The following is an 18,722-nucleotide window of genomic DNA, read 5'->3' as shown; positions in this document are numbered from 1 at the left end:
GCTCCGAAGAACGGTGGCCTAGTCTCGCTTCTGCAGTTTATCCTCAACTTACCCATTTGCATTCCTCTGGGAGTTTATCGAAAAGGAACCCCTTAAACGAAACAATGCGCAAGTGATGTCGCTCTGTACGTTCCAAGTACTGCACACGACAACATAGGCGTGGCTCTATCCACTGGATTCCCTTCTCTTCACGAGTGTGTAATTGCTTTGCGACAGAGAGAAAGGCCCGTTTCTCCTCCGGTTTGAACCCAAACTCCACTACGGCTACGGGCTTATTCTGCACAGTCGGGAAGTTCAGTCCGACGATAAGACCAAACTGAGGTGTGCGTCTGTAACCGAGAATAACCGTGTCGATCTGCTGCCAGTTCTTGATCTTCGCCCACTGATTGGAACGGGTGCCTGGCTTGTAGATTGAATCGCGGTGTTTGGCCACGATACCTTCCCAGCCGCGCTTCTCCGTTTCCTTCTTGAGCGCAATTCCCTGAACTTCTACAGTTGCCGTCTGCAGCAGGACGTTGGATGGATCAATGATTTCGGCGAGACGTTCCATCCGGTACCACAAAGGTTTCCCGGTCAGATCCTCTCCATCGTAGAGGATGTCGAAAACAACAAATGTGGCTGGATGTGCGGATGCTTCCCTGACAATCTTCATCTTGTCGGAGAGTTGACCGCGGTGCTGAAAGTCATCGAATATCGAGCGACCATCGCGGATGCATATGCCTTCGCAATCAAGGATAGCTTCGTGGGCAAGAATGGACCTCGTCACAGCTTCGAGTTCTGGGAACTTGGCCGTTACATTGCGACCGTTCTTCGTATAGGCTTCGATGCGTTCCCCCTGCTTGTGTATCTGGATTCTCCAACCATCCCATTTCGGGGAGAATATATAGTTCGGATCATCAAACGCCTCTGCCCGCATAGTCAGAAGCATCGGTTTTATTGGAGAGAATAGCATAGTATCACCAATACCATTTTCACGTTATGTAAACTAATCGTACATAGGGGTTTACTGGATATTGCACCGAACAGACGTTCTGGTATGATGTGATCGGAGATGATCAATATGTGCGGACGTTTCGCTATGACAGAGGATTGGAGTCAGGTACTTAAGTATTTCGGCATCACGAACACGAGTTACAGTTTCCCGCCTCACTATAACATCGCGCCATCACAGCGCATCCCCGCTATCATTGCGGATCACGACAACGAGCGTCGAGTTGGGCCGCTTTCATGGGGCCTGATACCACAAGCATGGGAAGCGGAAAACCCGAAGGTCAAACCGATCAACGCGCGCGTTGAGGGACTGAAGACGAACGGTGTGTTCAAGCGGCTTGTCGAGCGTCGGCGCTGCATCATTCCTGCCACAGGCTACTTCGAATGGCATAGGAACACGAAACAGCCCCACTACATCAAAGTGAAGAGTCGGCCAGTCTTCGCGTTCGCTGGTTTTTACGACACCTGGGCCGATGCGTCAGGAGACAAAATAAATACGTGTACCATCATCACTGTCCCGGCCAACATGCGAGTGAAGTCGATCCATGAACGGATGCCGGCCATTCTGCGCGGTAGCCAGGATGAGCGGTTCTGGCTGCATAGGTACGTTACCAATATCGACGACTTGCTCGCCGTGCTGAAACCGTATCCCGAGGATGACATGCATTGGTATCCGGTGAGCAAGATGGTCGGGAACGTGAACAACGACACACCTGAGTGCGTGAAAGAGATTGAAGCGTGAGCCGCATTGTCAACCGACCAATCCACGTCAACCGCATAGACGATGAAGGGCGACCGCTATCCTACACTGACGCTAAAGGCATTGAGCACCGCATAAGGGACTACCTCGATCAGTGGCGTGAAATGGGCGACTGGATTCGCGGCGAAGGTGAGCGAGTGATGTATCGGGTGTTGACGGCGGATATGGCTATGGTGGAGTTGGAGCATCGGTGGGATGACGCATGGATTGTGTATCGGGTGTTTGACTGAGGGGGATATGATGAGGTGTAGTGTGTGAGAGAGAAATAAGGGCACTCTAGAGTGCCCACTTACATTTCATTCGACAATTCATTTCGCAGTGCTTCTGCTTCATCCTCCTGCATTTCTTCACTATCTGGACGTGCGACTTTGAGATGAGCATTTGAGATAATCGTCATCAGTTCTCGCACGGACAAAAATGCTGATAAAAGCATAAAAATTGCCATCCCGGACCAAAGCCCTAGGACTATCCTCCACCACCATAGCGCCGGAGCACTTTCACCCATAACGACATACAGTACAGCCGCAAAAATGATGGTACAAAATCCAGCGGAAATAGCTTCCCAAATATAGCCGAAAAGTACGGACTTGTAGTCTGAACCCATTACATGCTGTACTAGTTCAGCATCCCGAATACTCAAAACAATCCCTAGTAAAGCGCCGAGCAGCCCGATGAATATCGATGAAACATTAAGCGATGCGTCTACCAGTTTGTCTAAATTCTTTGTTGTGATTTCAAGCCCAATCCATTGAAGTATTGCACTTACACCAAAGCAACCAGATATTCTCATGACCCGATTGCGCCAGGACACCATGCTCACCTCTATTTGGATAAATACCCTATAATCCTCTTTCGTGAGTCGTTATACAACTTGACCATGGCTTTCGCAACTACAGCGTGTTCTAATGACTTACGTTTAGGTACATCAAAGTAGACCGAGCTTTGGGCTCGCTCCTCAAACAAATCGATAACCTCTACTGCACTATCATCTGATTCTTTCAGACCAATTTCCGCCTTTACTATGCCGCTTCCTTCACGATCCTTAAGAACTTCGTCAATTACCTCATTTATTGTCTCCGAACTCAGCGATGAATTTCGCGATCTCCCCATGGTCAAAGTGACCTCTGCGTTCACGGGAGCGTAGTCACGAAACGCATCCACAAGTTCCTTTGCACGTTTAAATTTAGAGCTTGGGGATGTTGAATCTAAATCGGCGAATCTAATAGTCAGACGGCGAAATGCGGTACCCTTCTTCACGCGCTGGGCAACGTCCTTAGCGAGAATGGGACGAAGATAAATATGTTGTTTATGGTTATCCCAAACTGCGTTAAGATACGCTTCTACGCCTGTTGGGCTCAGGCTATTACGATTTCTTTGGAGCATCAATATTTTATTGGTTTCATCATATAGACCAGTTATCTCTTCTCCGAGGTATTCGTCCTCTTCTAGTTCCATCGGCTCAACATTCGTAGATATTGTTGCCCACGAAGGGATCATCGTGTCTCTCAAACGGCTAAAATGTAAGAACCAGTACCCATCTGTTTTAGAAAACGTGGCTTTTTCCATACGGGCCTGTTCTTGGTGGTATTCCTTGGTTAACGATTTAAGAGGCAACGCCTTCGCTTTGGCAATCCAAAGCTTTAGATCAAACAACCGATCCTTATCATTGGGCTTGTCGCCGCTCTTACGTAGAGCCACTCTATAGTAGTCAAACTTAACTTGTCTGCGAACCGTATCCTTGGCCAATATTTTCACCCTCCCACTTACATATTCTTCAATGGAAAAGGGTGTCCTGCTATAAAACGACATTTTCCGATTGTTTAAACAAAAATCCCCAGTCCGAAGACCGGGGCATCCGGTTTGACCAAGGAGGTCACTGTTTACGATACGGCTGGTTGAGCAGCCTGTCCATTATCTGTAGGAGAATTTAATGCCTGTCTGGCTTCCTCGGCTAGCTGCCTCTTGATGGCTACTGTCTTTACCGTCTGATTGTATGCTTCTGAACCGGCGAAGGCATCCGCAATCTGTCTGCTCGTTGTGATAACATGATTGATTTCCTCCGGTGTGACGGTGTAGCCGATCTTCGCTAACTCGGTTTGTGCGTACAACACCAGGACTGCTTTCTCGTCATCAGCGAGCTCACCAATGCCCTTTCCATATGCCGTGGCCAGTCCCCGAACTACCGCATCAATCTTCGAGTTACGCAACTCAGCCTTTACGTGATCCAACTCCGCTTTAACCGGCGCGAGTTCCGGCATCTGCAACAGGTGCTCTACTTCGTGAATTCCCTCAATGATGACCGGTTTTAGCACACCGGCTGCCTGGACAATCTTCTCTTCGGTGGCGACGGCCTTTGGGCCGAATGCTTTATGAATCCATCCGGTTACCACACCGCTGCCTGCAATTGCGATCACTGCTGTATAGATGTCGTTGAAATTAAATCCTGCTAACATACAAATCTCTCCTCTTTTATGGTTGTTTTACTTGCAAAAGGTCACAGTATTGTGTTTTTGGCTCACAAGGAGCTCGTACTTGTTGTCGATGAAGAACTGGTACCCGAAGAGTGAGTTGCCCGTGAAATCCGGGTCCACAACACACTTGATACCCTTGAATGTCACGCCGTTAATTACGACATCAACTTGACTGTAGTAAGCCTGTGACTGTCCACCGACACCCTGGACAGCCGTGGCTCCAAGGTTCGGAGCGTTGAACAGCTTCGCATCGGCCTCGTTCAGCATCAGTTCAAATGCGCCTGTGTCGAGCTGGAAGGTTGTTGATCCACCCGTCGTCGACTGTGCAGTAAACAGGATTGCATTCGACACGTCAGACGTCGGGAGCAGCGGGAACTGGACTACTATCGAGTCATCAGAAGGCAATGGGGTAGGCGTGACAGCCGGGACCTGGAACTGGGTCGAATTTGTGACGGTGTGCGTCTTACCGTCCGGATCAACCCACGTGACCGTGATGGAGTCTGTCTTGTTCGTTGTCTCGTTGATTTGCCACTCATAGCCGCCTATCGCGTCAGTATAGTCGCGAGCGACCTGTACGCCATTCTCGGCCACAGTGATGATTTGATTACCCAGAGGCTTTCCGTTGTCGAGCGTTTGGATTGTGGTGAGTGCCCACCTACCGGCAATTGCGGTCGACGGCTGGGTAACCACGATCTGATAGTCATGAGTCACTGGCACCGGATCGGGTTCGGAAGGCGTCGGCGCAGTAGGCTGTGCAGGTGTTGAAGCCTTCGTTTTGAACTGCCACACGCCATTTGCGTCTTTGATCGGATGCGGGTCAATTGTTGGGATGGCCGACCACTCGACATAGGTGTTCTTTCCGTCGAATACCTGGGGCGGCTTCTTACTGTCGATCTCGACATCACCAGGAGCAACCTTGGTCAAGTTACATCCGGTATCTCTCGCTACGGTCCAGATGAGGTAAGTTACATCGTTTACTCCGACTGCCAAAACATCTTTTCCGTTCACTCTCGCCTTTGCTGATTGGTAGGTCACTTGTGTAGCCTCCTTGTCATACTTGGCTAGGTCATACTCCTTGATGATTTCGAGTAACTGAGATCCGTAATTCGGATCGGTTGCATATCCATCAACAGCGCCAATCAAGCGACACGCAGTCGCATAATCAGCGCCGATGAGGTTTCTGTATCGCGGTTGCAAAAGGAATCCGTCATGGTCCTCGAGACACGCTTGGGTAGATGGATAGGCTCGAAACTTGGCCGTGATGGTCTGCCATTGACCCTGGACAAACTCTTTGGTCTGTTGCATCGTTATTGGTCCACTCCAACTCGAGTCAGCCTTGATACCAAAGAGATTGTTGCCCATCGCTTGCGCGGTCTTACCCCATCCACTTTCAAGGGCACCTTGAGCAATAATGAGCGCCGCACTGATTTTATGGGCACGCATAAAAGCCACCGCCGACGGGGCGATGGCTGAGATAAACTGTTGAGGTGTCAAACCGCTCAGTCCTTTCTATTCGGTTTTCCTTTGAGGACGCAAACAATGTTCACTAACTGCCTTGGCACCGGCACTCCCATCCGTCCTAGGTTTTCAGTCAGGGAAATTAATTCATTGGTCACATAGAAGTAAATCACAAGATTCATCAACGCGTTTACACCTAGAGCCACGTCCAGTTCGTGAGCCACTAAAACGAGGAACAGGATCATTACCTTTTTGGCGATGCCTCTAAAACCCACTTTCGAACTCAGCCCCGTGCCATCGAGCGCACTTGCGATAAGCCCTGTCGCATAATCACCTGCCACAAGCCAAACCAGGACTGAGAGTGAAGCGTTCCATCCACCGTAAAGCTGGGATATCCAAGTACCGATAACCGCGCACACCAGGCAGAATGCCGAGTCTAATCGTGCGAAGTTCCACATCTTTTCGCCTCCCCATTACTGACTAATAAACAAAGTCCTGTTCTCTTTCGGCATCACTCCTTTACGGCCAATAGTCGAACGCTTGCAACTCTACGCGATAGATTTCTAGTGATTTGTTGTTGGGATTCGTCCCGGATGATGTACATAATTTAGCCTGGAGAACGCCATGATTCGTGTCTGTGCTTTGCCAATACGGAGACAACCACGTTCTGAACTCTTGTCCATCCACGCCGCCCCATGTGTTCGCCATTTGCTGATCTCCGGATATACTCGAAGTGAAGTCGGCCTCCGCGAGTTGAATATGAGGATAGCCGTCCGTCGATCCTGTCGAGCTATCCGTGTATTGGACTAGGAATCGGTAGTACCTTTGTGCCCCTTGCTGGACTCCTGGCATTCCATACGATAAAGGACCATATAAGTGAGTACGTCCAAAACTGACCCATGTCGCTGATGATGTAGTAAAAGGAGTGTCTCCCGCGAACCCGAACAACGGAAACGACATAATGGGCTGGTAGTAGCCATGGGTAGAAAAGCCAGGTCCACCTGACCCAGTGCCTATTTTTCCAAGCACCACGTACCGGCCCGAATTCCCGGCCCTAAGCAGCAACACACGGTCGTTCGGAGCGGGAGTGTACCAAGCTGCACAAGGGTAAGGTCCGACTGGTGTTCTACTAGTATCATCATCAAAAACTAGCTTCGGGTCTCCAGACGTGTAGTTTGGGTCAATCATCGCGAGTGCTGTTTCCTTGGGTACCCGCTTTAGCGCACCGCCCCCAAGTTGCCTAGCAATCTCTTTACGAATGATGTCCAGGAACGTACTTGCCGAGTTCATATGGCGATCACCTCCTGCGCCACATGTTGCATCATCCCACCGGCCTGCAGAGGCATCGTCCACGAGATCTCTTCGAACTTGCCGTCGATGTAAAGCGGATTGTGAGTAAAGTGATACACATCGTCATACGAGTGGATTGGCATGACGGCAGTTGAAAAGCTCACCTGGTGAACCATCGTGTCTTTCGACGCCTGTTGCTCGACAATGCCCTGTAGGCTGTCCAAATCCGTTGCGCTGACACTGATATATTTGGTCACGGCGCGCCCTCGACTAACGGTGCTGGTTGGACTATTCGGGTTGTCATTGGTGTACGTGTACGTCAGATAGAGCCCATTCGGCTCACTGACAACTCCGATCCACGTGTTCGGAACGCTGAAATAATCTTCTGTCGACGTCGCACCGTTAGAGCCGCCAAAAATAACGCTTTGTCCATCTGTGGCGTACACGTATTCCTCGGCGCGTACCTGTGGAGTCTGATAGGGATGCGAGGTGAAATATCCGTTCTCGTCAACGTGCAACGCCTCATAGTTGATGAGCTTTAGCAACGTATTGCCCACCTCCAAACGAGACGTGTCAGGCGGCCAGTCGAGCCAGGTAGGCAGTGTCTTGCCAGTTTGGTCAATGTTAATTTTGGTGATCCCCGCGCCTTGGAGGATGGACTTAACGGTATCCACGTAGTTGGCGCCCTGGTTGACCACGTAGCGTGCAGAGAAACCCCAGTCCGTCAGCTGCTGCATGGCGTCATAGGCTTGCACTGCCCTGTAGCGATTCAGCCCTTGATATTTAGTCGTTGGACTCGAAAGAAGGAAGATCCCCTGGGGCCATTCCACATAGCCATTCGGGAGATATAGACGAGCGAAAACTTGGATCCTATCTTGCGGCCAGTTAATGCCTCCATCATCTTTGACGTTAAGCTGCGCCGACCGCTTTATTTGGTCGGCGGTATTGTTCATGCTGATGCTACTCTGCCCGACCTGAACCAGGTTGGTGATGTCTCTGATGAACTGGTCATCCTTAGTCAATTGTGCGAAACGAAAGTGAAGCCGCCTGTTACCGTGGACGGCATGCAAGGCGGCTTTTACTTGATCAACGCTGTATCCGTTTTGTGCGAGAGGAAGCATTAAACCGCCTCCTGGTAGTCAACCGCGTTGACAGTGAGTTGCACCTGAGTTCCCCAATCCTGTTCTGTTTCGGGAACCTCACTCACTACGCCGTAAACCTTGCGTCCCTTACCATCGCGGTAAAGTAACACACTCTTGCGTGCAATCAGTGCACGCAGGCTGTCTAAGTCGCCGTTTGTCTTGAGACAGTCGATCGTGACCTGGATTTGTTGGTCGACCTGATCGTCCATGTCGGCTACGGGTAGCTCCCGACCTTCAAAGTGCATAAGGGTTTGCCCGTAATCCGTTTTGGACGTTCGGTTGTTCTCTCGCAACTTGAACCTGGTGAGCGTTGTCGGGTCAGCCGGATCATGAAGCCATATACCGGATAACGATATCGATGTGGTTATCACCTGTGAGTCGACTTGAGTACCGTTCGTTCCGTATGTGGTTACCTTGTAATCGTAGGACTGACCACTCGCAACGCTGTAATCGGTCCATGAACTATTCGATGGGATCGCTTCAGCAACCCTTGTCCAGTCGGTTGAATCTGAAGTTCGTCTATAGATATCGTTACCGGACACGGCGGGCTGAGACCCAGTTGGTGCAGGGTTAAATATCGCAAAGCTTATTCTCCCACTCGCACTATCCGGAGTCGCTGTCATCGCGGCTGGAGCTGGAGGAGTGAAAGACGTAGAGAACGATGTTGTCGCAGGAGCACTCGTGATCCCCTTCGTATTCGTCGAGACGATCTTGAGCTGATAATTCGTGTCGTTCGCGAGCGTATATTGAACGGTCATTTCTCGGATGTTTCCAGTCGAGTCGTTCACTGTTCCGCTTTCCCATAGGACATTGTTGTTTGCGTCGAGTAACTGCAGATCGTAGGATGCTTGAGCGTTGTTCCCTGGATCGCTGTACGACCATTTAGCGACAACGCTCGACGTGTTGTCCGATGAGCCCGCCAACGGACTTGTGAACGACACCGATGGAGCGGCTGCCGTATTAAACGTCGAATAATTCGACCACGGTCCTTGAGCTCCGCTCGAATCCCATGTCGTTACGCGCCATTGATACTGCTTACCGTTCGATAGAGTGTTTGCTGCAAGCGCGTAAGATTGAGACGAGCTTGTCACTTTCCCACTATCCACGACCGTCGACCCACTCGACACGTCGACAACCTGGAGTTGATACGCGCTTTGGCTATCATTACTGTTCGGATCGCTGAACTGCCACGTCAAATTCTTTGCTGTCATCGCGTCGAAATTCGATACCGGATTGAGCGTCGGAGCGTTCGGAGGACTGTTCAGAGAAACATAGCTGTATTGAATGCTTGTACTATCGTTGTAAATGTACCGAATAGCGTCTGCACTGTTCATACTGAACTGCGACCACAGAGCATTAGGATCCGCATTCGAGTTTGAAGTCCTTGGAAGCCCGGACAATGCCGTCCATGCCCCTTGTGATCCCACGGAGCCCCCGAAATTCCCGTCCTGTGACTCATAGAAAACATATAACTGATTTTTCGATGGATCATAAGATGCCGTCGGATCTAGCCATCCGGAACCATAGGACGACGAGTGTGTAACAATAGGATCCCAGTTATTCGGAGTAGACGGCCACGCATTAGGACCTTGAGACTGTGTGTGCCATACTCCGTATAGTGACTGATTGATGTTTTGCTGTGCTGAGTAGAAACAGTGGAATATGTTGTTCTTATCGCACACCAAACACGGAGCCGGAGCGGTGTTCGCTGTTTGTTGAATAGTTATGTCATGCGTCCACGCAGATCCGTTAAGATACGCACAATAAACGAACGGATTTCCTCGCATCGCGGAGTAGGCTATGACCGGAGTGTTGTCTGTACCTATTGCAAGCGAGGGATATTTCGAGTCGTCCCCACTTGTCCCGAGATTCGTCACATCCCACCATTGCCATGTGTTCCCGCCGTCTGTGCTTTTTGCCGCTCGGATGTTGTAGCATTGCGGAAATGTCGGGTTGATGTCCGACCATGCAACCCATATATAACCGTTACCATCTACCGCGATCGAACACCCTGCCCACGACTGACTCGACTCGTTTTGATTCGGATATTTTGCCGTACTAATCGAGCTCGGAACCGTCGTCGCGTCGAATGCGAACACCTGGATCCCATACTGTCCTGAACACGCGATCAAGTAGACACTATTCCCGTTCGAGGCTATCGCCCAACTGACTGGATTGACGCTAGGCGTAGTGAGTAAAGACCATGTGTTCCCGTTGTCCTTAGATACATAGACTCGGAGTATAGCGGAACCTACGTCTCGAATAGCAACGACGATCCACCCATTTGAGAGTTGAACAATCTTCCGACCCCCGGCCGCGCTTATGTCGAAATTGCCCGAGACGATCGTAGTCGGATCGATCACTACCGGATAGACAATCGAGTCCTGCGAAATCCAAGCATTATCGACGGCCATCGCAACATATATCTGTCCCGGGCCCATGTCAGTAACGACATATGATCCGATTGTCTTGTTCCCGGACTGGTCCCATGCCTCGATCGCAGGGAGGGTGAAAATGGGGTTGCCGTTCCCGTCCACAATGTCGATGCCTGCCCCCGTTGTGAAGTCACCAACCATCGTCATTCCCATTGTTCTAATGGAGAACGACTGGTCGAACGTGATTATTCCACCTACGGCAAGTTTAGGATTCGTGAGATACGGAGCTGGGTCACGTTGATCACCGGTTAGCGTCACAAAGTGCTTGAGTTGCCCCGCCTCAACTCTCCAATATTCCTCGACGTCCGGGAAATGCCTGTCATAACGGGCGTGGAACTGCCGGACTACAAACAGATCACTCGTGTTATCCGCTGAATAGATGATATCGTCGAGCCCGTTGTCATCCGTGTACTTGATCTCTTGTGGATACCAGGAAACCATGGCGCCTGTTGAAACATTGGAGAACTGAACAACATTGTTTCCGCTGTCGTCCTTTGTGAAGGTCGCGTTAATTTCCCCATTGTCGGAGACATAAGAAAAGCCACTCTGGTTGAGTGGCTGCGGATCTTTCGGTACATATTGTGCGATGGTACCCACCAGATTCACTCCTTACTGTTGGGTATAGGTTAAGTCGCCAGCGGAATCGCTGTTACGCGTGATAGTGAGAGTTGAACCGTCTTGAAGCGTGTACTCAAGCGGGAATGTAGCAGTCCACTCTTTCCCGTTTTCATACCAGGTCTCTTTACCGTTCGCCACGTACATCGTGTCACTGAACGTTGTCCCGGACACCGTAAACAGTTCCACCAAAGGGACAGTAACCGCCGACACGTTTACGTCGAAGTTGGACCCTGTCCCGCCGGTTAGCTTTTGCCCACCCTGGAGAATCGCCTGCCATTTAACCGCCTGTCTCGGACTAGCAGTTGTAGACGTGTCGGCCATGTATTAAGTCCCCTTCCGTTGTGCTTCTTGGAGTTGTCCCGTCGCCGCATTCCACACATGTGTAGCGATAAGTTGACTGTCTAGGTAAATGTTAATCGGATGGCTTCCCCCGCCACCTGCGACCGCAGGCATCTGAGCCGTGATGGCCGACGCAAGACGGCGCATGGTCGAATCGTTCAACGGGATTGCAGCCTCTGGTCCCGCCTCACCAACTAGGGCCGGGCCGTTGAAAATGCCCCCACGAGCAAGTGCAGGGGGCTTTATAGTCGCAACAGCCCCGGATACCGCAACCCTTCCCGCGCCCATAGCAGAGGACGCGGCATTCGCAAGTTGAGCCGCCGCCGCTTGAACAGCTCCCAGCATACTGTTCAGTCCAGACACAACCCCCTGGCCCAGATTAGTCCCATATTTCTTCCCGATATCCAGATAGGACTGCGTCCACTTGTTCAACTCGTCCTGGCTCGCCTGGTCGGCTTGTATCTGCAATCGGAGTTGTTGGTCACCAGTGTCCTTAACCGCTTGTAACCATGCAGCTTGAGCTTGTTGCTGAGTCATTTGACCGGTTGCAATCGCATTTTGTAATGCAGCCTGAAGGGCTGTAAAATGTGCCTGCTCCTGTGTCATTTTTCTTTGGAAGTCAGCCTCACGTTGAGCCCATTCCTGATCTAACGCCTGCCTCTGTAATGCTCTCTCTGCGTCATATTGCTGTTCTTGTTGCTGGATGGCCTGCTCTTTGTCTTGGATGGCCCATTGTTGTTTCTGTTGGGATATCTGCTGGTTGAGGTCATCGATTTGCTTTTTAACCTGGTTGATGGTCGATGTGTCACCCATCAGATTCGCAACGGTCAACTGATGGTTTAAATCACCCATCTGCGAGTCCCATTGAGACTGTTGGTTCGCACGGTCGTTAGTCGTTGACTGTTGTTGGAGTGCGGCGAGTTGGGCTTGATATTGCGCGTCCATGGCGCTGGTCGTGGCATCAAAGTCAGACAATGCCTGCTGATGGGCCTGTTGCAGAGCGGATAACTCGTTTTGTAGAGCTGTATTGATTGACGATATCTCACTGTCGCTCATCGTCTTAAAGGCGTTCGCTGCTGCCTGCGCCGCTTGCTGCGAGGTTTGCGTAATCTGGTTGTTTAATTGCGTGATGGCATCCCGATCGTTCCACCACTCTGTGGCGAGCTGTGAATACTCGTCACGTAGCTTTGCAATGCCATCGGCCTGAGTCTTTGGGTTCATCTTCGCGATTTCCGCATTGACCGACTTCATGGCGTTCTGAAGCTGACCAAGTTGCTGATTATACGCGGAAATCTCATCTTTGATGGTAGATGACACTGCAGATGAATTGCCCTGGTCGGTACGGAACTGAAGGCGCGCCTGTAGCTGGGCAATCGTCTGATTCAACGGGGTCATCTTACTGTTTATACCATCGATTACTTTTTGCGCTAGGTCTTGACTTGCCTGTTCTACCTGGGCTGCTGTTTGCTGAATACCAACTTGCAAGCCTTGTCCAACGTTTTTACCGACTTCGGCCATGACACGGGATGGTGAGTGGATGTCTAATAGCTTCTTAACAGCGTCCGGGATGTGTTCACTAATAAAGCTCGAAACATTTTTCTCAAGTGTCGCACCCATGCCGCTGATGCCCTGCCATAGACCGTCCACAATACTTTTGCCGATGGTGAGCATTTGTTTCGGGAGGTTCATAATGTCTTTGAGGCCCGCCTTAAATTCGGAGCCGATCATACTGACACGACCGGATAGGTATTTAAGGACAGCTTCAAGCCCGTCTTTCACACCGCTTGAAACTTTGCCCATCGCATCCTTGACGAGACCGCCTAGTGTTCCACCTAGACCCTTGAAAAGTCCTACTATCTTTCCGCCGATCCACAACTGGAACAAATCCCACGCAAGTGAAAGTCCGTCTATAGTCAGCTTCTTAATATCCTGCCAGAGCTTGCTCCAGTTTCCTGTAAACAGGTCTGAGAATACGCTAATGACGTCCTCTATCACTTTAACCGCGTTTTTGATGGCATCCATGATGGTTTCCAGGGTACTGATGACAAGAACCTTGATGATTGGCCATACTGCATTAAAGACCGCTGAGATGACCTTATTAACGTTTTGTATGGCCGCTGCTATTTCGGGACCATTCTTCTGGATATAGTCAGAAATTTGCTTAAATATCGTTATAAAAGCAGGCCCAACGGTTTGATATATCTGCTTCATCGTGTCAGCAACGTTCACAAGCGTTTGCTGGACCTGTGGAGGGATGTTCAGGGCATTTGCAATACTGTGGAATGATCCTTGGTTCCCTGCAAACAACTCCATGATCATCTGAATTTCTGCTCCGAGTCTATCCAACCCCTGTCCAATCGCAGGACCAATGTTTAATGACGCGAAAAACTGCTTCGCTTGTTGCATAATGTTCGTGTCACCAAACGCGCTTTTGATATCGTCCATGCCCATCTTGATGCTTGATGTTACCTCTTGGATACCAAGACTTATCGATGGCGGGAATAGATTAGCAAAGGCTTGTCCAGGGTTCTTGGAAGAGATAGTACTCACCAATGAAGTAACCCCGTTAACGACTTTGGTCAACGCAGGAGATAAAGACTCTTCGATTTTGATCGACGCCGACTCGAAAGCACCCTGCATCTGAGTCAGGGCACCCTTGAGATTGTCTTGCATCTCATTTGCCATTTTAGCAGCTTCGCCATTGGAGTTTTGGAATGCCTTAGTTAGTTGGTCGATCTTCGCAGGCGACGCTTGGATGACCGTCATCATTCCGGACATTGCGTTCTGCCCAAAGATGGCTGATGCCGCTTGTAGCTGTTGGGCTTGTCCAAGGTTTTGGAACTTGTCGTGTAACTCGGCGATGATGGTGTTGAATGGTACCATCTTTCCCTGAGCGTCTTTTGTCGCAATGCCCAATGCAGATAGTTCCTTGGCTGCTGCCGCAGGAGGTGCTGCAAGACGTGTAAGTGCTTCACGCAAGGCCGTACCTGCGTCCGAACCTTTAATCCCAGCGTTACCCATGATTGCAATGTCTGCGGATAATGCTTCAAGACTTACCCCTGCTGCTTTTGCAAGCGGCGCGGCATATTGTAATGTCTGACCCATGTCACCGATGCTGATGGATGACGCATTAGCAGCTGCAGCCAACACGTCAGCGATGTGACCCATGTCACTCGCCTGCATGCCAAAAGCAGACATGGTCGATATCATGATCTGCGAAACAGAACCGAAGTCCTCTCCAGACGCCGCCGCCGCATTTAGGATACCGGGCATCGCGGAGATAATCTGGTTGGCTGAAAAACCTGCTGCAGCAAGGTTCTGCATACCGTCCGCGACCTGGCTTGAAGAAAACACCGACGCAGCGCCAAGCTGAATCGCGGTGTCCTTTAACTGCTGGAACTGTTGTGCGGTAGCCCCAGACAAGGCCTGTACCTTTGACATTTCAGCGTCAAAGTCCATGCCTGTAGCAACGACACCTTTCAGGGCCGAACCGAGGGCGTAAATGCCACCGTATACTCCTGTAAAGACCAGAGCGGATTTCACAGTCGAACCTAACCGCCCAAAAATACTCGAAGAAGAATCAGCTTGATTTGCCGCTTCCTTAAGACCTGTTCCAGCTGTCGCGAGTTCGACGTTCGTTCTCTCAAGCTCATTTTGCAGGAGTTGCAACTGCGTCTGAGCTTTGTTGTACTTTGTCGTTAAAACGTCTGTTTGCCGTGCATCCGCGCCCTTTTCATCTATGCTCTTAGCAAGTGCACCGGATAACAGGTCAACTTTTGCCTGCTGAAGTTCGATCTGTTTGGTGAGAGATGAAGCCTTCACGCCCAACTGGTCAGTCGAGGATCCAAATGCACCTAACTTCGCCGACGCTAGTTGGAATTCAGACTCGACGATCTTAAGCTGCCTGTTTACCGAACTAATGCCATTCTGAAAACCCAAACTGTCCAGTCCTAGCGTGACTTTTAGACTGCCAACCTCTTCATCGGCCAAAATCTCACCTCCCTACCACAACACCTGATCAATCGGCACCAATTCTTCTTCTTTGGGCTTAAGCCGATGCCACATACAATGCTGGTCATATAGAACGTCGATCTTCCGTGGCGTACAACGCCAAAAAGCACGCTCCTCCATGTTCAGGAGAACCGTGCCTAGATACAGCAACCATGCCCAGTCCCACACCGCATCTTCAGGTGTGGACTGGTTTACTCGTTTTTTGCTTCATCAGCCTTTGGAAGTGACGATGTAATTGCGTCCATCATCGGCCTGACGAGTGCTGGGATGTCACCGAGGGTGAAAAGTTTACCCACGCCTCGTTCCGTAAGTTTATCGTCCTCATGAGTGAGTCCAGCCCAAAGGATGTATCGAACCGCGCTTAATTTCTCTGATTTCAAGGCGTCAAAGGCTTTTTGAACCGATCCAAACTTCTCTTCAAGATCCGCGAAAGCGTTCATGTCATAACAAAGATGGCGAGGTTTATCGAGTTCCACCGCGACTTTTTTCACGCGTACATCAGATGCGGACATCCACTATTCCTCCTCATAAAAAAGAGAGGGCCATAAGCCCTCTCTCGTCATCATTCAACTTACGCAGTAGTGAAATTCGTCGTACTGTCCTCGGCCAGGGCATTCCCGGCCAAATCCTTCACATTGGTTGTTGCCACGGCAATATATTCTGTGGCCGCTGTAAAGTTTGCTGCAGGCGTGAATGTGACCGTCTTCTTGTCTCCGCTCAGGGCTAGCGATCCATTTACCAAAGATCCGTCGCTTGCCACCATGACTAAGAAGTTAGCTGCGGTTACTGTACCTGGCATAATTGCCTCAGAGAATGTCCATACGAATGTGGAATTATCGGCTACAGCACTGGCACCATCCGCTGGTGTTGTAGTAACGGTCGGAGCCGTTGTATCATTACTGCCACCGTATACAGAATCGAACCACGTTGCACTTCCGGTGAAGCTAGAATTATCCTCATCGCCACGCGCATCGTAGGCGTTGTCGTATTCCCGACGGACGAACGTAAGAGTCAGAGACGTGGTTGCGAAGTTAGGCTTGTCCTCTTGAGTCTGCAAATCATCCTCCGGAACCTGAGCCTTGCCCTTCAGTAGCCATACATACAGGTCCTTCCCGCTGCTCTTTCGAGAAATGAACCCAACAGCAATGTATGGTGCCTGGTCGCTAGACTTCTTGACCAGGACTCCATTCCCATCAATGGTGTGCCCGAGAATGGCCGCCTGGTCCTCAACTGGAAGTTCCGATAACTCAATAGTAACGTCCACTTCCCCAAGGACTGTAGCGGTCTCTGATGGTCCATCGTCAGCGTACAGGGTAGCCGCATTACTCTTCGGCTGAATCTTTGACGTCACTATGCCAGGAACAGATTTGATAGCACCATAATCCACGCCCGTGGAATCGTCTTGTGTCAAGACGGCATAGTGGAAATTTCTCAACCCGACTTTAGCCAATATTTATCCCTCCATTTTTAAAGATATCTAGTAGTCCTATAGCGTAGGACCTTATGGTATACATACGTATCCTCTTCATAGAGATCCGTAGCGTAATACCGGATCAAACCAAGACCATGAACGATGTCGTCAACCTTCGACACGATGCTGTTGTAGTTTCCCTGGTCCCACACATCGATCTGCACTAGGATTTCGTTTGATAGCACAGTGTCATCTGCGAAGTCCTGATCCATGTTGTAGATATCAAACATCGTGATGCGTGGATACTCATCTGCATTCGGAGCTTTGATGGAGTAGACACGCTCACCACCGAGCATGGATACGAGATCGGCGTCTCCGATTAGTGCATTTCGTACCTCTGGCTTGATGTCGATCATGTGTTCAACCCCGAACGAATTTCAGACGCCATGATGCTCATGATCTTATCCTTAGAATCCTTAAGTGCAGGATCCATAAAAGGATGCGCGGTCATCTTGCTCGTTCCGAACTCCAGAAACTTAGCGCGCCATGCAGTCTGTTTACCCGGGCCCACTTCGACGTACCTCTGACCAGAGGAATCCGTTTTTACACGACTGATCTCGATATCATCGCGCAAGTGGATATCGTTGTACTTAGACAAGTTGACGTTGTCCATCATGGCCTGTTGAAGGGGTTCGGCAGCCTTCTTAAGCGCGTTGTTGGCTATCCGACTACCGACTCGACCCATGGACTGAAGACGAGAGACCAACGAATCCAATCCATCCAGTTGTAGATCAGCCACCGCCAATCACCTCCCGCGTACGGAACCAGAGGTATTCATGTTCACCAGACTTGTCTGCCATCTCGATGATGTGTAGCACTCGTAAACCATACGCAATACGCATATCCGGCGTGATGTCGGTGCGGTACCGAATGGTGATATCAAGCAAGTTCTCGACCTGCAGGGCTGCAGACGCTTCAAACTCTTTACCGCGAGTGACTTCCTTAAACGCTGCCCATACCGTTGTGACATCTTGCCATGTTTGCGTGGAGAACCCTTCGTCGTCAGTAACGGTTACCTGTTTTTGAAATGTCACACGGCGCCTGAGGTCTCCTGTGGTTGTCATGTTAGGAAAACCTCCTATGTGTTCACGATCCGCTGCTTGGCAAGCAGACTCTTTACCGCAAACGCAACTTCTCCACCGACACTTCCGACGGCTGAGCGATTGTTGTACCAGTGATCAATCAGCATTTTCATGGCCTGTAGTACCGATTTCGGGACCTTATCGGCGGTCCCGTAGCCAGCGACATACTGAACCCTCACACCGTTTATGGGCTGTAACCGAACCAACGGCCACTTTTGACCGCTTGCTGGAACAATGCGACCCGGCTCGCTATCCGCATCAACAATATACGTCGATGGATCGACAGTCGTTTTTGCACCAGTTTCATCCGTATAGGCCACTGACGTAACAGACTGGATTGGAGGCATCGGGAGCCGAATTTCGTTGTGATGACGATGTCGGTGTCGATACAACTCCCGCTCACCGGAAAACAGAAAGGGAAGATCATAGAACAAAAACGGTTCGCTAATATGGTGTGGGAAATGGTCAATGACAAGCTCCAGCGTCTGCGTGATGTAGGCGCGGTTTTGATAGGCTTCGCACCATTCCCGAGCCGCTGTGATGAACGCGCTTATCATGTCGTCTTCAGTATCGTCATCCACACGCAAATAGAGTTTGGCGTCTGTGACGGTAAGCGGCTCTTGAGCGGGTTCCTCAACGACGTTCAAAATCACGG

The 18,722-nt window shown here is 50.4% G+C and carries 19 protein-coding genes; 2 read left to right on the top strand and 17 right to left on the bottom strand.

The annotated features are described in order from the left end of the window. Positions 1 to 43 precede the first annotated feature (43 nt). Positions 44 to 928 carry an ATP-dependent DNA ligase gene (locus NZD86_RS09175; RefSeq protein ID WP_268046221.1) on the bottom strand — a complete coding sequence of 295 codons (885 nt, stop codon included), beginning with the start codon at positions 926 to 928 and terminating at the stop codon, positions 44 to 46. Positions 929 to 1,051: 123 nt separating this feature from the next. On the opposite strand from NZD86_RS09175, the gene NZD86_RS09170 reads away from it, so the two are divergent. Further along, positions 1,052 to 1,732, top strand: a complete 681-nt coding sequence (locus NZD86_RS09170) for an SOS response-associated peptidase (protein ID WP_326492648.1) — start codon at positions 1,052 to 1,054, stop codon at positions 1,730 to 1,732. Further along, positions 1,729 to 1,980: a hypothetical protein gene (locus NZD86_RS09165; protein WP_268046219.1), complete on the top strand. Its 252-nt coding sequence runs from the start codon at positions 1,729 to 1,731 to the stop codon at positions 1,978 to 1,980. Before NZD86_RS09170 ends, NZD86_RS09165 begins: the two co-directional genes overlap by 4 nt. A 59-nt stretch (positions 1,981 to 2,039) precedes the next feature. Here the strand turns inward: NZD86_RS09165 and NZD86_RS09160 are convergent, their stop codons facing one another. The 16 genes from NZD86_RS09160 to NZD86_RS09085 form a co-directional block, all read right to left on the bottom strand. Further along, positions 2,040 to 2,540 (bottom strand): hypothetical protein, encoded by a 501-nt coding sequence (locus tag NZD86_RS09160; protein ID WP_268046218.1) that lies wholly within the window; start codon positions 2,538 to 2,540, stop codon positions 2,040 to 2,042. A 32-nt stretch (positions 2,541 to 2,572) separates the two neighbouring features. Beyond that, a complete protein-coding gene (locus tag NZD86_RS09155) occupies positions 2,573 to 3,496 on the bottom strand; it encodes a DUF6731 family protein (RefSeq protein WP_268046217.1) in 924 nt (307 codons plus the stop codon). A gap of 134 nt (positions 3,497 to 3,630) precedes the next feature. Beyond that, positions 3,631 to 4,203, bottom strand: a complete 573-nt coding sequence (locus NZD86_RS09150; RefSeq protein WP_268046216.1) for a hypothetical protein — start codon at positions 4,201 to 4,203, stop codon at positions 3,631 to 3,633. Between the two features lie 27 nt (positions 4,204 to 4,230). Then, positions 4,231 to 5,715: a glucosaminidase domain-containing protein gene (locus NZD86_RS09145; protein WP_268046215.1), complete on the bottom strand. Its 1,485-nt coding sequence runs from the start codon at positions 5,713 to 5,715 to the stop codon at positions 4,231 to 4,233. Positions 5,716 to 5,720: 5 nt separating this feature from the next. Next, a complete protein-coding gene (locus tag NZD86_RS09140) occupies positions 5,721 to 6,137 on the bottom strand; it encodes a phage holin family protein (RefSeq protein ID WP_268046214.1) in 417 nt (138 codons plus the stop codon). 61 nt (positions 6,138 to 6,198) lie between these two features. After that, on the bottom strand, positions 6,199 to 6,969 hold the full coding sequence (locus NZD86_RS09135; RefSeq protein ID WP_268046213.1) for a hypothetical protein: 771 nt from the start codon (positions 6,967 to 6,969) through the stop codon (positions 6,199 to 6,201). Then, positions 6,966 to 8,090 (bottom strand): hypothetical protein, encoded by a 1,125-nt coding sequence (locus tag NZD86_RS09130; RefSeq protein ID WP_268046212.1) that lies wholly within the window; start codon positions 8,088 to 8,090, stop codon positions 6,966 to 6,968. Before NZD86_RS09130 ends, NZD86_RS09135 begins: the two co-directional genes overlap by 4 nt. After that, positions 8,090 to 11,143, bottom strand: a complete 3,054-nt coding sequence (locus NZD86_RS09125; protein ID WP_268046211.1) for a sialidase family protein — start codon at positions 11,141 to 11,143, stop codon at positions 8,090 to 8,092. Before NZD86_RS09125 ends, NZD86_RS09130 begins: the two co-directional genes overlap by 1 nt. A 12-nt stretch (positions 11,144 to 11,155) precedes the next feature. After that, a complete protein-coding gene (locus NZD86_RS09120) occupies positions 11,156 to 11,485 on the bottom strand; it encodes a hypothetical protein (RefSeq protein ID WP_268046210.1) in 330 nt (109 codons plus the stop codon). Between the two features lie 3 nt (positions 11,486 to 11,488). After that, positions 11,489 to 15,493: a phage tail tape measure protein gene (locus tag NZD86_RS09115; protein ID WP_268046209.1), complete on the bottom strand. Its 4,005-nt coding sequence runs from the start codon at positions 15,491 to 15,493 to the stop codon at positions 11,489 to 11,491. Positions 15,494 to 15,705: 212 nt separating this feature from the next. After that, complete coding sequence (locus NZD86_RS09110) at positions 15,706 to 16,026, bottom strand: hypothetical protein (RefSeq protein ID WP_268046207.1); 321 nt, start codon at positions 16,024 to 16,026, stop codon at positions 15,706 to 15,708. A gap of 59 nt (positions 16,027 to 16,085) precedes the next feature. Then, positions 16,086 to 16,964 carry a major tail protein gene (locus NZD86_RS09105; protein WP_268046206.1) on the bottom strand — a complete coding sequence of 293 codons (879 nt, stop codon included), beginning with the start codon at positions 16,962 to 16,964 and terminating at the stop codon, positions 16,086 to 16,088. 17 nt (positions 16,965 to 16,981) lie between these two features. After that, entirely contained in the window at positions 16,982 to 17,341 is a 360-nt protein-coding gene (gene gp17, locus NZD86_RS09100; RefSeq protein ID WP_268046205.1) for a tail completion protein gp17, read from the bottom strand. Continuing rightward, entirely contained in the window at positions 17,338 to 17,724 is a 387-nt protein-coding gene (locus NZD86_RS09095) for an HK97-gp10 family putative phage morphogenesis protein (RefSeq protein WP_268046204.1), read from the bottom strand. Before NZD86_RS09095 ends, gp17 begins: the two co-directional genes overlap by 4 nt. Then, the gene (locus tag NZD86_RS09090; RefSeq protein ID WP_268046203.1) at positions 17,717 to 18,049 is read right to left on the bottom strand and encodes a phage head closure protein; all 333 of its coding nucleotides are present in this window, start codon (positions 18,047 to 18,049) and stop codon (positions 17,717 to 17,719) included. The genes NZD86_RS09095 and NZD86_RS09090 overlap by 8 nt, the downstream gene beginning before the upstream one ends. A 14-nt stretch (positions 18,050 to 18,063) precedes the next feature. Then, on the bottom strand, positions 18,064 to 18,720 hold the full coding sequence (locus tag NZD86_RS09085; RefSeq protein ID WP_268046202.1) for a head-tail connector protein: 657 nt from the start codon (positions 18,718 to 18,720) through the stop codon (positions 18,064 to 18,066). Between the last annotated feature and the right edge of the window lie 2 nt (positions 18,721 to 18,722).

The organism is Alicyclobacillus dauci (genome assembly GCF_026651605.1).
Taxonomy (GTDB): Bacteria; Bacillota; Bacilli; order Alicyclobacillales; family Alicyclobacillaceae; genus Alicyclobacillus; species Alicyclobacillus dauci.
Note: the sequence above shows the minus strand (reverse complement) of the source record. Positions and strands in the feature narration are given on the sequence as shown.

Excerpts from the sequence above, each read along its gene's own strand:
- NZD86_RS09140 (WP_268046214.1), bottom strand. The coding sequence starts at position 6,137 with ATGTGGAACTTCGCACGATTAGACTCGGCATTCTGCCTGGTGTGCGCG.
- NZD86_RS09160 (WP_268046218.1), bottom strand. The coding sequence starts at position 2,540 with ATGAGAATATCTGGTTGCTTTGGTGTAAGTGCAATACTTCAATGGATT.
- NZD86_RS09110 (WP_268046207.1), bottom strand. The coding sequence starts at position 16,026 with ATGTCCGCATCTGATGTACGCGTGAAAAAAGTCGCGGTGGAACTCGAT.
- NZD86_RS09130 (WP_268046212.1), bottom strand. The coding sequence starts at position 8,090 with ATGCTTCCTCTCGCACAAAACGGATACAGCGTTGATCAAGTAAAAGCC.
- NZD86_RS09150 (WP_268046216.1), bottom strand. The coding sequence starts at position 4,203 with ATGTTAGCAGGATTTAATTTCAACGACATCTATACAGCAGTGATCGCA.
- gp17 (WP_268046205.1), bottom strand. The coding sequence starts at position 17,341 with ATGATCGACATCAAGCCAGAGGTACGAAATGCACTAATCGGAGACGCC.
- NZD86_RS09135 (WP_268046213.1), bottom strand. The coding sequence starts at position 6,969 with ATGAACTCGGCAAGTACGTTCCTGGACATCATTCGTAAAGAGATTGCT.
- NZD86_RS09120 (WP_268046210.1), bottom strand. The coding sequence starts at position 11,485 with ATGGCCGACACGTCTACAACTGCTAGTCCGAGACAGGCGGTTAAATGG.
- NZD86_RS09175 (WP_268046221.1), bottom strand. The coding sequence starts at position 928 with ATGCTTCTGACTATGCGGGCAGAGGCGTTTGATGATCCGAACTATATA.
- NZD86_RS09090 (WP_268046203.1), bottom strand. The coding sequence starts at position 18,049 with ATGACAACCACAGGAGACCTCAGGCGCCGTGTGACATTTCAAAAACAG.
- NZD86_RS09170 (WP_326492648.1), top strand. The coding sequence starts at position 1,052 with ATGATCAATATGTGCGGACGTTTCGCTATGACAGAGGATTGGAGTCAG.